This is a genomic window from Perlucidibaca sp., assembly GCF_057084925.1.
Genome location: NZ_JBXMRC010000007.1, coordinates 1 through 13,899, shown reverse-complemented (window position 1 = coordinate 13,899; position 13,899 = coordinate 1). Strand labels below are relative to the sequence as shown.

Genomic DNA, 13,899 nt, shown 5'->3' with positions numbered 1-13,899 from the left:
ATGACTATTCGCCTCATGATGCGCCTCGCGGGAGTTTTACTGGGCGCGTATGCCAGCGCGGCCTGTTCGCCGCTTTGGCAGGGCACCGTGCAGGGCCTGCGTGACAGTGTGAAGTCGCCGGCGGCACAGCTCATGGCGAAAGCGCCGGCCGAGGCGGGCAACCTGCTGTATGTGGAAAGCGCTGGGCGTGCCGCGATTCATGTCGGCGTGCCATCCCCCAATGACCCCAATACCGTGTGGTGGGCGGCGCCCGATGGCGTCACCTTGACTCTGCACGACGGTCGGCTGCTCGCGACGGACGGCCTCGATGGTGACCTGCGCGATGTGCGTTGGGCCGACGCGCCGTCGAGCTGGGCAGTAGACGCCTTAGCGCAAGCGCGTCTGGTGAAGCAGCGCGATGCCTTTGCCGGCACCGTGGCCGATACCCAATACACCTACGGCTTTAAAATCCAACCTGCGCGCGCCAGCGTCTGGGGCCCGACCCAGCGTGAGCTGACCTTGGTGCAGGAAGTCCCACAGGCTAAGCCAGCGCTCGGCGTGGCCTGGCCCGGCGATCGTTACTGGCTAGACGCCAGCACCGGCCTCGTGCATCGCGCCGAAATTTACTATCGCCCCGACCGCTTCCTGGTGCTGGTGCCGAAAACGCCGTGGTCGTGGCAGCCCAGCAGCACCGCAGGCCTGCAGCGCGTTCTGGCGGTGAATCGTGACGCCGACCCTCTGACCCTGCGCTTTACCCTAGACGGCCCGTTGCGTCTGCACCAAGCCTTGGCGCGCTTACCCGTGCAAGACCCGCTCGCGGTGCGCGTACTGCTACGCAGTGCCGTGGCTGAGCAGGCGGCGAATCAGCGCTTCCTAGCCGCTAGTTTGCAATCCGTTACGCAAGATGTTCGCTTTCCCGGCCTGCCCGCGTGGCGTGACAAGCTGGCCAGTATTCCCAGCAATGGCCTGACGCCCATCCCCGCCCTGAATCCCGTGCGCTTGGAGCTCATGCCCACTGCTAATCCGGTGTTAGCGCAAGGCGATGTGCTGGTAATGGGTCATCGCCAGCAGCACATTACGGTGTGGGATGCCCGCCTAGCGCAACCCTGCCGGCAGGATTATCAACCGTGGTTGCCAGTGACCAGCTACCTGCGCGCCTGCTTGGCTGATCTCGCTGGCCCAGACGTGGTCTGGCTGGCGCGCCCCGATGGCCGGATTCAGTCGCTGGCGGTTGCTGCCTGGAACGCGCAAGCCGCGCCGTGGCCTGCGCCCGGCACTCATGTAGTCATTGATAACCCCGCTTTGGCGCGCAGCCTGGCGCACCCCGAGCTCATTCGGGATTTCGCTTGGGCCTTAACCCGTGACTTTGAAGGTGGGCGCGCGCCATGATGCGGTTGAAACTCACCCAGCTCAGTTTGGCCGTTGGCCTGCTAACGGGCAGCATTCCCGCCTTTGCTGTGGATGCCACGGCAAACGACTACGGCATGACCGGCGCGCTACAAACGCCGAGTGCACGCATGCGCGAAGCCGGTGATTTGTCGTTTAGCGTGAACCAAACCGAGCCTTACACGCGTATCAATATGATTCTGCAGCCCTTTGATTGGCTGCAGGGTGGGTTTCGGTATGTGGATGTATCGAACCGGTTATTTGATCCCAACCCTAATGGTATTGCCGGTGGGCAGTCCTTAAAAGACAAAGGCATCGACGTTAAATTCGGCGTTCTCGACGAAACAGCAAAACGACCGGCACTGGCGGTGGGCATCCAAGATGTGGGTGGTACCGGTCTGTTTGCCGGTGAATATGTAGTGGCGAGCAAGCGCTTGGGTGAATTTGACCTGAGTGCGGGTTTAGGTTGGGGCTATTTGGGCGCTCGTGGTGATTTTAGCAACCCATTGAGTTTGATTAGCGATAGTGCGGATGATCGCCCAATCGGTGGGAAGAAAAATGGCGGCAGTTTTAATACGGATAAATATTTCCGTGGCCGCGTCAGCCCTTTTGCCAGTGTGCAATACCAAGCCCTGCATTCGCCATTTATTCTTAAATTGGAATACGAAGGTAACGATTACCAGTCGGAGCCGTTTGACAACAATCAAGAACAAGACTCACCGTTTAACGTAGGCTTAGTCTGGCAGGCGGCCCCGTTTCTCGATCTGCAACTGGGTTTAGAGCGCGGCAATACGGCCTTAGTGGGGCTAACCTTCCACACCAATCTCGCCAAAACAGCCATACAGCCGCGCCGTTACGACCCTGCACCAGAGCCGCTGCGCCTTGAAGGAGCAGCGCCAGAGGTGACCACGGAAGTTAGTGCCGCCGACTTGGCAGCTTGGAAGCCCGTCTTGGAAGCGCAAGCCGGCCTGGTGATTCAGCACATGAGCCTGCGTGGCGATGAGCTGATCATTGAGGCGGAAAACCAGCGCTATCGTCATGGTAGCGAAGTCGCTAATCATGTCGCTCGCGTGCTCGATAAACGAGCGCCAGAGCAGGTGCGTTGGTTCACCGTGCAGCAGGAAATGTATGGCCTCACCTTGGCGGACACGAGCATTGATCGCCCGCTGTGGCGGAAAACGCAGTTAGAACCAACCAGCGTCGGCGAACAAGCAGCGGCAGTGCAAATAGATAGCCCGGCGTTGCGCAGCGCCGAATCAGCGCCCGTGCATTACCGGCCCGCCATTGATCCGCTTACCGGCGGTATTGGTTTGGGCTATCAGCAAACCTTGGGCGGCCCAGACGGCTTTGTGCTCTACCAGCTCTCGGTCAATGCCGAAGCAGAATACCGACTAGTGCCCGGTGCGTGGTTCAGTGGTGTGGCCAGCTACCGCTTCTTCGATAACTACGACAGCTTCGATTACACCGGCCCCAGCAAACTGCAACGCGTGCGCACCTTTGCCCGTGAGTACCTGACCACCAGTGACATTACTGTGCCGAATGCACAATTCACCGCGGTGACTGACCTCGCGCCGAATCTGTTTGGCATGGTCTATGCCGGTTATTTAGAGAGCATGTTTGCTGGGGTCGGTGGCGAAGTGCTGTACCGCCCGTTTGGCCGCGGTTTAGCGTTTGGTCTTGATTTGAACTACGTACAGCAGCGCGACTTCGACCAGCTCGCCGGGTTTTGTGACACCGCCGATGACAATGGCGCCACGGTGAGCTGTGATTACCGTGTGCTCACGGGCCATGCCAGCCTGTACTGGCGCACTGGCTGGGAAGGCGTGCTGGCCACGGTTAAAGCCGGTCGCTATTTGGCAAAAGATATCGGTGTGACACTGGATGTAAGCCGTCAATTCCCGAATGGCGTGGAAATGGGTGCGTACGCCACGGTCACTGATGCCGGCAGCGACTTTGGTGAGGGCAGCTTCGACAAAGGCATTTATGTAAAGGTGCCGTTTGACCTGTTCCTGCCCAAAGCCACGCGCTCGGTAGCCAGTATTAACTGGAACCCGCTCACGCGAGACGGTGGTGCCTTGCTCAATCGCAAGTATCCTCTGTTTAACCTAACGGAGCAGCGCGAACCGGCCTTATTCAAAATGCCGGGCGGTTTATAACTAATTCTTGCAGTACTTGGTTTAGAATTCGGCTCCGTCGTTAAGACAAGAGTTACGCACGGATGACGCACGGATACGCGTTCTCAAGATCACACGCCTAATCTTGGGGCGGTAGCGTGTCTGAACAGGAGTGATCTGCGTGTTTGACCGTATTTTGGTGGTGTGTGTGGGCAATATTTGCCGTAGCCCCACGGCTGAGTTTCTCTTAACAGCGGCGTTGCCGGGCAAGCACATTAGCTCGGCTGGCTTGGCGGCCGTGGTTAATCACGACATGGACAAACAAGCCCGTGCCGTGGCCGAGTACCATGGCGTGCATTGCCCGAAACATACGGCCCGGCAGCTCACGCGAGAGCTCTGCCACGAAGCCGACCTCGTTTTGGTGATGGAACAACGCCACCGCGATGGCGTGACCCAGCTTTGCCCTGAAGCGCGGGGTAAAGTGTTCCTGTTAGGGCAGGGTGCTACACCGGCGGATATTGCCGACCCCTACCGTAAGTCCGATAAAATTTTCGAAACGACCTATGAGCAGTTGCATCAAGCCTGTATGGCCTGGGCGCAGCGTTTGGCTCGCTAATCTGAATAACCGTAAGCAGGTATCGCCTTGACTGACACACACGCAACGCTGCCCGCAGCCCCCCAAGCCCGCTTTCAGGATGACGGTGATGAGATTGATTTGCGTGCCCTGTTGGGCACGGTGCTGGGCGCGCGCTACCTGATTGCCGGTTTTGCGGCGGCAGCCCTGTTGGCCGGTATTGCCTATGTGTGGGTGGCCACACCCATTTACCAAGTCGATGCCAGTGTGCAGGTGGAAGATAGTAAAGGCAGCGCCCTAGGTGGTGCCGTGAAAGATCTGGATGGCTTGTTCGATGTGAAGTCACAAGCCACCACCGAAATTGAATTGCTACGCTCGCGCATGGTGTTGGGCCGTACACTCGATGAACTCGGTTTGGATGTTGTCGCCGAGCCAGACTACTTCCCGTTCATTGGGCGCGCAGTGGCACGCCGGTATCACGGTTTAACGCCGGCGGTCGGTTGGCCGGGCTTCACTGGCTTTGCCTGGGGTGGCGAATTCATCAAGGTTACGCGGTTGCGCGTCCCGGAAGCGTGGGAAGGCAAAGCGCTAACGCTAAAAGTGTTAGCGGCCGAGCAGTACGCCGTGTATGGCCCAACTGGTGATTTATTGGGCAGAGGTCGTGTCGGGCAGGAGTTTGTGCCAGCCGTTGGCGCCGGGGCAGTGGGCGTGTTTGTGCAGGATTTGCGCGCTAACCCCGGCGTGGAGTTTACGCTGATTAAACGGCCGCGTTTAAGCGCCATTCGCGCCTTGCAAGAGCAGTTAGCGGCCAGTGAAAAAGGCAAACAGTCCGGCATTATTCAGCTCACGTTAAAAGGTAAAGACCCAGCAGGGGCGGTGGAGATACTGAACACCATTGCCAACCAGTATGTGCGGCAAAACGTGGAGCGTAAGTCGGCTGAAGCCGAGCAAACGCTGAAGTACCTCGACCAACAATTACCGGAAACCAAGCAACAGCTTGAAGCGGCCGAAGTCCGCTTTAATGCGTTCCGTAGCCGCAATGGCACCGTGGATGTGACTAAAGAAGGCGAGCTGCTGTTACAGCAATCGGTGGCGGCCGAAACGGGCTTGGTTGAGTTGCAACAAAAGCGCAAAGAGCTGTTACAGCGCTTCACCGCCGAGCACCCCAGCGTTAAAGCCTTGGATGCGCAAATTGGCGCGATTCAAAACGAACGCAACAAGTTTGCCAGCCAAGTCGATAGTTTGCCGCAAACCCAACAAGAAATTCTGCGTTTGAGTCGCGACTTAAAAGTGGGCCAAGAAATATACACCGGCCTGCTAAATAATGCCCAGCAGTTAAAAGTCGTGCGTGGTGGCACAGTGGGTAATGTGCGCATTATTGACTACGCTGAAAAACCGCTGACCCCGGTTTCCCCAAAAAAGGGGCTGGTGTTGGTCATGTCGCTGCTATTGGGGCTGATGCTCGGAGTAGCCGCAGCGTTTGTTCGCCAAGCACTGAAGAGTGGCGTTAAAAATCCGAAAGAGATTGAGGCACGTACGGGCTTGTCGGTGTTTGCCACCATTCCCCACAGCGCAGCTCAAGATGAAATGCAGCGTAACCGCTCAAGGAGCAGTGGCAAAGTGCAAGTGCTGGCACATTGGGACGATCAAGACCTCGCGGTGGAAAGTTTGCGTAGCTTGCGGACCACACTGCATTTCGCCAGTTTAGATGCGGGCGATAACCGAATCCTAGTATCTGGATCGGCACCGAGTGTGGGTAAAAGCTTTATTTCGGTAAATTTAGGCGCGGTGTTGGTGGCCGGCGGGGAGCGGGTACTGGTGATTGATGCCGACATGCGCCGTGGCCACATTAACGAGTTTTTTGGTCGCGGCAGAGAGCGCGGCCTATCGGAAGTGATTGCCGGGGTGTTGCCTTTTGAGGACGCCGTAGTGTCGACGCCGATCGAGGGTTTGGACCTGTTGACCACAGGCGTGATCCCTCCCAACCCTAGTGAATTACTGTTACACCCCCGCTTTGCAGAATTGCTGAGCATAGTTTCGGCGCACTATGACCGAGTCATTATCGATTGCCCGCCGATTATGGCGGTCACCGATGCGGCCATTGTGGGTCGTCATGCCGGCACGGTGCTGCTGGCAGCACGTTTTGCCGTGACGCCAATGGCTGAGCTAGAGGCTGCGATTGCGCGCTTGCGGCAAGCAGGGGTGGCGGTGAATGGTATTCTGTTGAATGGTGTTGAGCAGAATGCGGGTTACGGGTATGGCTATAACTATGGTTATACCTATCAATATCGAACTACGACGGACTGAAGTTAATGGAGGCTAGGAAGGTATTATTAGTTTTTGGCACCCGTCCCGAAGCCATCAAAATGGCTCCATTGGTGCAAATGCTAAAGGCCCAGAGTGCTTTCGATGCGCGTGTTTGCGTAACCGGACAACATCGCCAAATGCTCGACCAGGTGCTCGAACTGTTCGACATCCAACCTGAATTCGACCTGAACCTCATGAAGCCGGGGCAGGACCTAACTGATATTACCAGCGGCGTGTTGCAGGGGATGAAGACCGTGTTCGCCGAATGGCGCCCGGACGTGGTGCTGGTGCACGGTGACACCTCCACCACGTTCGCCGCCTCGCTCGCCGCCTATTACCAGCGCATTGCCGTGGGCCACGTGGAAGCGGGCCTGCGCACGGGCAACCTGTACTCGCCCTGGCCCGAAGAGGCCAACCGCAAACTCACGGGCGTGCTGACGCAGTGGCACTTCGCACCCACCACCGCCTCCCGCGATAACCTGCTGCGCGAAGGTGTAAGCGTGGACGCGATTCATGTCACCGGCAACACTGTGATCGACGCGCTGCTGCAGGTGCGCGACAAGATTCGCGGCGATGCAGCCCTGCAACAGCGCTTTGCCGCGCAGTTCTCGTTCCTCGACGCCGACAAGCAACTGGTGCTGGTGACGGGCCACCGCAGGGAGAACTTTGGCGGTGGCTTCGAGCGTATCTGTGAAGCGCTGGCGCGGATTGCCCGGGAAAATGCCGACGTACAGGTGCTGTACCCGGTGCACCTTAACCCGAACGTGCAGGAGCCGGTGAAGCGCCTTCTGGGCGGCATTGGTAACGTGCACCTGATCGATCCGCAGGACTACCTGCCGTTCGTATACCTGATGGACCGCAGCGCGCTGATCCTCACGGATTCCGGCGGCATCCAGGAAGAAGCGCCTTCGTTGGGCAAGCCGGTGCTGGTGATACGTGACACCACCGAGCGGCCGGAAGCCGTGGCGGCGGGCACCGTGAAGCTGGTGGGCACCGATACCGACGTTATCTGCCGCGAAGCGGCGACCCTGCTGAACGATGCCGAGGCGTACAAGGCCATGGCGTTTTCCCATAATCCCTACGGCGACGGCAAGGCCTGCGAGCGCATCGCGCGCGCACTGTCCACGCAATGAGTCACTACGACATGCCAAACAAGGGCGATCACATGAAGTTTGAAACCCTCTCCGTTATTGGCCTGGGCTATATCGGCCTGCCCACCGCCGCCACCTTTGCCTCTCGCGGGCTGAAGGTGATTGGCGTGGACGTGAACCAGAAGGCCGTGGACACGATCAACAGCGGCGGCATCCATATCATCGAGCCCGACCTAGATATCGTGGTGCGCTCGGTGGTGCAGTCAGGCAACCTGCGCGCCACCACCAAGCAAGAACCGGCGGATGCATTCATCGTGGCGGTGCCGACGCCGTTCAAGGAAGACAAGCAGCCGGACCTGAAGTACATCGAGGCAGCGGCCAAGGCGATTGCGCCGGTGCTGAAGAAGGGCAACCTGGTGATCCTGGAGTCGACGTCGCCGGTGGGTGCCACCGAGCAGATGGCGGCGTGGCTGGCAGAGGCGCGGCCGGACCTGAGTTTTCCGCAGCAAGCGAGTGAAGATCCTGATGTGTGCGTGGCGCATTGCCCGGAGCGGGTTTTGCCGGGGAAGGTGCTGGTGGAGTTGGTCAACAATGACCGCGTGATTGGTGGTATGACCCCGAAGTGTTCTCGGGCGGCGGTGAGCCTTTACAAGTTGTTTGTGCAGGGGAAGTGCGTCGTCACGAATGCGCGTACGGCAGAGATGTGCAAGCTTGCGGAAAACTCTTTTCGGGATGTAAATATTGCATTTGCAAATGAGCTTTCCATCATTAGCGATAAGCTTGGAATCAATATTTGGGAGCTTATTCGGTTAGCAAATCGCCACCCGCGAGTAAGCATCCTTCAGCCGGGACCGGGAGTTGGTGGGCATTGCATTGCAGTCGACCCGTGGTTCATTGTGGCGTCGGCGCCAGACGAGTCCAAACTGATCCGCGCGGCGCGGAATGTAAATGATTTCAAGCCGAAGTGGGTGGTTGAAAAAGTTAAGGCTGCGATTTTCGATGAGCTGAATTTTAAAGCCGGAAAGTCGCTGCAAGAGGTGACTGTTGCGTGCCTAGGCTTGGCTTTTAAGGCAAATATTGATGATCTTAGGGAAAGTCCCGCACTTGACATTGCTAGTTGCCTGGCCGACCTTCATCCCGGTCAGATATTGGCTGTAGAGCCGCACATAACGCGTTTGCCTAAAGGGCTTTCCGAAAAAATCAAACTCGTCGATTTTGATGAGGCGGTCCGTACCGCAGACATTATTCTGATTCTAGTTGATCATGAGTGCTTTAAGGGCGGGGTGCTCAAAAGCTTTTCCAACAAGAGAATTATAGATACTCGAGGCATCTCTGAGTAAGAGCCTTAACTACAAGGGCTGCGCATTGCCACGCATGCTGTAATGCGTCTGCGGTGTGAGGGTTCAAAGTTGTGATTGCAGTGGCATAAGACTTATGAGCTCTCTGATTCGAATCTACCTAAGTAAGTTAATTTTGATGGCGATATCTTTCGCAACCAGCGTCATTATCGCTCGAGCACTTGGACCAGAAGGCACGGGGAATTTTGCGCTGACAATGACGAGCGGTGTGCTACTGGCATCACTATTATCGCTTGGGGTTGAGTCATCGCTTCTTTACTTTTCAGGTAGAAATAAGGACTACTCTGTATTTTTAAGTGCACTCGCTCTGGCATACATTTGCGCTGCCGCTTTAGTTGTTTTGATCCTTTTCTATATGCTGCCGCCCGCAAGCTTGTTGTCTGACTTCATAAGTCCTCCTGTTGTTGCCATTATGATCGCTTGCATGCTGCAATCATTTTTTTTGGCGATAAAAATTGGTCAGGGCTTCTTCCTAAGGATCAACGCCTGGTTGATTTTAGTGAACCTGATCTACATGGGTTTGGTGTGCCTCTATGGAATATACTATCAGCTAACCTATCGGGCAGTGCTAGCAATCTATGTTGTCGTCTTTGTGCTTTTCGGCTTGATTGGGATATTGCGTGGCTTGACGGGTAGAGAGTGGAAAGCGGTCGGCATTAAGATCCCTGAGTTCTTTTCATACTCATTTAGATCGTTTTCTGGTGGCCTCGCAGGGGTGTTGAGGTTGCGACTTCCACTAATTCTAGTGTCCGCATATGCCTTCTCAGCTGAAGTTGGGATTTACTCCGTCTCTCAAACATTCATGGAAGCTTTCTTTATTCTGCCTGTCATCCTGAGTTCAATGCTTGTGCCGTTAGTGGCGAGCGCTCCTGAGGAAAGGAGAGCGGAAATTGCAATGTCTTATGCGAAATTCTCGCTCTACGTTACGGCCATGCTAGCTGCGATTTTCTGGGTGCTTGCGGAACTAATTGTATCCGTTACTTATGGTGAACTGTTTTATCAAGTGGTTGAAGTTTCAAGGGTGCTGTGTCTTGGTGTTGTTTTTTACGCCGTAAGTAAGGTTCTCATAGCTTTCTTTATGGGAATCGGAAGACCCGGTGTATCTTCACTGCTTGAACTATTTACGCTCTTGGTCTTCCTAGTGCTCCAATTTGCATTGGCGCCCGAGTACGGTCTGTGGGGAGTTGTTTGGTCAGTAGTCCTATCGCTATTCGCAATGCTTTTGGCGAGCATCATGGTTTTCAGGGGTATGGTTAAGGCCGACCTAAGAGGAATTTTCTTTATACAGAGTTCTGACATGTCTGCGATAAGAAAGCTGTTGAGGAACGGCAGATGATTGCGCAGCTATTTCTATTCGTCCTTCCGATAATCGTATTTCTTGCGAATATATTTTTCGTAAACGGCTGGCCAGAAGGCATTCTTACGCTGGTGCTTTGCGCGCTTATGATGATGAGTGTCTTAGTGAATCGAAGGGCTGTATCTGTCCGTGTGGACCTTACTCCAAAAATAGTGCTCACGTTGCTTCCTTTGTACACGTCGATATCTGCTTCTTTTGTATTGGCAGTTAGCTCCGACGCAGGATTTAAGCAATTTTTCCTGCTAATTCTTTCGCTCTACTTTGTTTTATGGCTTTTGCTATGTAAGTGCTTTGTTTCCGATCAAGTTGAAAGAAACTTCCACTATTTCTGTAGGGGGGTGCTTTTAATTTCAATTGTTTACCTGCTGCTTGTTGCGAACATTCTTGTAGGTGACTACTCAAGCAGAGTGTGGGCTGAGGTCTCGAATAATCTGCTTCCAAAAAGGAATGATATCTCCGTTTTCCTGTTGGCAGGGCTGTGTGGGTACATATTCCTCGATTTCGGATATAGTACTAGAACGAAGGCAATTTTTTGCTTTTTAATCATCGCGGCAATTCTGTTTACCTTCAGTAGATCGGCATATATGGCGCTGCTTGTTGTTTTGGCCTACTTTATGATCAGGGCGAAAAATAGAAAGCTAATAATCGCGCTACTGGTAATTGTTGGTCTCTATGTATTCTACTCTTCAGGAAATCCTGTGCTGGACAGGATAAGTTATACGTTCGGTGAGGATGGGTTTGACGACTCAACCAGCGGGCGAATTGAAATTTGGCGCCTAGCGCTAAGTCTCGCTGGAGACTCACCGGTATTTGGTATTGGTGCAGGGCGATCGCCATATTGGGGCGCGAGTGACTATGTATTGTATGGCGATTCCATAAAATACGCGCATAACTATTTCGTGACCCAACTTTATCAGCTTGGAATGATTGGATTGGGTCTTACGGTGGCGATGTTTTTTATGTATGTGCATATGGCATCAAGGCTTCCAAGTGGCCCTAGGTCATTCGCCATCTCAGTGTTACTTGTGATTGTTGTGGTGTCGCTCACTGGGGAGCCGATGTATGGATATGGTCAATATCTGGTTGCAATTATATACGCGTCAATGATGTATAGATTGCACCCTGCCAGATTAGACGCGTGCTGAGCAATTGGTGTTTGGGCAAAGCGACTCTTTATTTTCAATAAATTGGTGATGCGATGAAGGCTGTACATATATACGGGCACACCTACGGCGGTGAGTTCGTGATTACTCAGTTAAGAGAGTTGCGCCGTATGGGTTGGGATGTGACCGTTATATGCCCGGGCGATGGCTCCTTCGCCGAGCGCGCTGGATCCGCAGGAGCAAGGGTAGTCTTTTCGGACTTTCAAGGCTCAAGGTTAGCGGACGCTCCAAAGATCATTCGGAGCATATGTTTCATTCGAAAGTATCTTCGGAAAGTTTGCCCTGACGTAATCCACTATCACTTAATAAAGGCGATCTTAGTCGGGCGATTGGCATGTGCCCTTGGCGTTCGAGGCAAGAAAATATCCCAGTTGGGCGGCCCGTTAACGCTTGAGACGCCGTTTTTTCGATGGATTGACTTGATTACGTCACCTGTTGATGACGAAATCATATGTTCGAGCAATCGGATCAAGGAAATTTATGGCAGCTACAGGTGGACCAAAGATAAGTGTAATGTTGTTCATTACGCATTTCCTCTTTCATATTTTTTGAATGTCCAGAGGGCCGCGACAAGAGACCGCATCAGATCTGAGCTTGGAATTCAGCCAGAAACCCGGGTCGTAGGTATGGTCGCCTATATGTATAAATCCCATCTGCCGCGATTCCGTGGCATAGGCATCAAAGGGCACGAGGTACTACTTGAGGCTTCTGTGGGGATTCTAGGGTTTGATTCGTCAGTTAAGTTCTTGGTGGTAGGTCAAGATATTGATGGTGGTAGTACCTATTTGAATGAGCTTTTGGAGTTAGCTGAAGAGTTAGGGGTAAGAGGCAGCTTCATTTTTACTGGATTTCGGCAGGACATTGCCGAGCTGATTTCAGCTATGGACATCGTTGTCGTCCCATCTCTGAGTGAGAATTGCGGTGGAGCCGTAGAGCCATTATTGATGGGAGTACCCGTGGTTGCCAGTAAGGTAGGAGGACTCCCGGATGTAGTGATTGAGGGGGTCACTGGGTGGCTCACTCCGCCGGGCAGTGCTCAGTCGCTTTCTGACTCTTTGATGACAGCTATTGGTTGCGAACCCGGACGTCTCGCTGAGATGGGGGAAATTGGACGAAGATTGGTTGTCGATTTGTTCGATCCGGAAAAAAACGCTAAGAAAATAGTTGATATCTATCGGCGCGCATCGTGAGTCTGAGCGCGGTAATTTGATCGATTTTTTCCAACAGTTGTTTGGGTGAATTCAAGTAGCCTGAGTACGAGACCAATGACAGTCGTAAATGCTAATGCTTTTTGAGAGGGGGGCGTGAGGTGCAAGTTAGCTTCTTTGGAAATCAAGCGTCTCAGCACATAGTGACCTGGGCAACACTTTACCGAAGTATCGGAATCGATGTTAGGCGCTTTGCGTCCATTCATCCTGTGAGCGGGCAGTTTGCAGAGGAGTTGGCTATTGGCGTTCTGCGTACCCCAAAAATGCTCTTATATATATTGCTAGGATTTAAGGTGTTTTTGACAAGTCGTGTCGACTTGGTGCATGCGCACGGAGCCTCTGGGTATGGGTTGGCGGCTTGGCTTTCCGGAAGAAACTATGTAGTTACTGTATACGGGAGTGAAATATTTGATGAGGGAAGGAGTTGGCTATATCGAGCGATGGTGAGGTTTGTTCTCCACCGTGCGATCGCCGTCACGGTTACATCTGAAGATGCAGGCAAATATATATGTTCTAAATTTAACATAGATAAGGGAAACGTGTTCTGCTTTCATACTGGCATTGATGCGCTTGAGTTGGATTTTCTGAAACCACGCGATGAGCCCGGAGCTCACTTCTTGTCCGTTCGGAATGCGGCACAACATTACAGAGTTGATCAAATTGTTAGCGCATACGTTGAAATAGCTGACACTATAAGCCCCAATCAATCAATGACTGTGATTCAAGGTAATGGGCCAGAGGAGTATTGGGGCGCGATTAAACGCCGCTATGCCGGTAGGGCGGATATCACCTTTGTTGATGGCCGTCTGTCGCATTCCGAACTTATGGCGTTGGTGGCTAAGTCTTCGATTTGTGTGAGTTTTCCGCAAACCGATCAGTTGAGCACAACAATTCTTGAGGTTCTCTTCTTCGAAAGGGTGCTGGTATGCTCCGATCTCAGTGCCTATTCCCCCCTATTGGCTCAAGGTCTAAGTGGAGTCTATTTGGTTGGTGGGGAGGAGGAGCTCGCGGTGGGGATGCGAAGGGCAGCTGATTACTCTGTAGCCGGAGGTAAGTCGCACTGCAAAGCGTGCGTGAAGGCTGGGTACGCGTATCATACCTCGGCAGAAAAGTTACGGGCTATGTTGGATTGTGTGGGCGTCCTATGAGTTGGTTTGTTGTGTTGCTTGCTAGGTTTGGAGAAGCATTTCATCAGCGTCGAATTCCAGTTCTGCCAAAGCTAATGTCATTCTTAATTCGTATCGTCTTCTCTTGCCAAATTAGTCCAGGTGCGAGAATTGGTAAGGGGACTGTGCTTGCATATGGTGGCCTCGGGATAGTTATCCATGGTGATTGTGTGATTGGCCAGATCGGAAGAGCACA

The 13,899-nt window shown here is 53.8% G+C and carries 10 protein-coding genes and 1 pseudogene; all 11 read left to right on the top strand.

Annotated elements, in window-relative coordinates; genetic code table 11:
* Complete coding sequence (locus tag AC14IB_RS01665; RefSeq protein ID WP_484230263.1) at positions 1-1,368, top strand: YjbF family lipoprotein; 1,368 nt, start codon at positions 1-3, stop codon at positions 1,366-1,368.
* The gene (locus tag AC14IB_RS01660; RefSeq protein WP_484230262.1) at positions 1,365-3,521 is read left to right on the top strand and encodes a YjbH domain-containing protein; all 2,157 of its coding nucleotides are present in this window, start codon (positions 1,365-1,367) and stop codon (positions 3,519-3,521) included. The genes AC14IB_RS01665 and AC14IB_RS01660 overlap by 4 nt, the downstream gene beginning before the upstream one ends.
* Before the next feature lie 139 nt (positions 3,522-3,660).
* Positions 3,661-4,095: a low molecular weight protein-tyrosine-phosphatase gene (locus AC14IB_RS01655; protein WP_484230261.1), complete on the top strand. Its 435-nt coding sequence runs from the start codon at positions 3,661-3,663 to the stop codon at positions 4,093-4,095.
* A gap of 27 nt (positions 4,096-4,122) precedes the next feature.
* Positions 4,123-6,360 carry a polysaccharide biosynthesis tyrosine autokinase gene (locus AC14IB_RS01650; protein ID WP_484230260.1) on the top strand — a complete coding sequence of 746 codons (2,238 nt, stop codon included), beginning with the start codon at positions 4,123-4,125 and terminating at the stop codon, positions 6,358-6,360.
* Between the two features lie 5 nt (positions 6,361-6,365).
* Positions 6,366-7,493, top strand: coding sequence for a non-hydrolyzing UDP-N-acetylglucosamine 2-epimerase (gene wecB, locus AC14IB_RS01645; protein WP_484230259.1), 1,128 nt, complete (start codon positions 6,366-6,368; stop codon positions 7,491-7,493).
* Between the two features lie 32 nt (positions 7,494-7,525).
* A complete protein-coding gene (gene wecC, locus AC14IB_RS01640) occupies positions 7,526-8,791 on the top strand; it encodes a UDP-N-acetyl-D-mannosamine dehydrogenase (protein WP_484230258.1) in 1,266 nt (421 codons plus the stop codon).
* Between the two features lie 94 nt (positions 8,792-8,885).
* Complete coding sequence (locus AC14IB_RS01635; protein ID WP_484230257.1) at positions 8,886-10,145, top strand: MATE family efflux transporter; 1,260 nt, start codon at positions 8,886-8,888, stop codon at positions 10,143-10,145.
* Entirely contained in the window at positions 10,142-11,311 is a 1,170-nt protein-coding gene (locus AC14IB_RS01630; RefSeq protein ID WP_484230256.1) for an O-antigen ligase family protein, read from the top strand. Before AC14IB_RS01635 ends, AC14IB_RS01630 begins: the two co-directional genes overlap by 4 nt.
* Positions 11,312-11,364: 53 nt before the next feature.
* Complete coding sequence (locus AC14IB_RS01625) at positions 11,365-12,519, top strand: glycosyltransferase family 4 protein (protein WP_484230255.1); 1,155 nt, start codon at positions 11,365-11,367, stop codon at positions 12,517-12,519.
* Between the two features lie 119 nt (positions 12,520-12,638).
* On the top strand, positions 12,639-13,685 hold the full coding sequence (locus AC14IB_RS01620; RefSeq protein WP_484230254.1) for a glycosyltransferase: 1,047 nt from the start codon (positions 12,639-12,641) through the stop codon (positions 13,683-13,685).
* Positions 13,682-13,899 (top strand): annotated as a pseudogene (locus AC14IB_RS01615) (hypothetical protein); the annotation flags it as partial. The gene AC14IB_RS01620 and the pseudogene AC14IB_RS01615, both read left to right, overlap by 4 nt.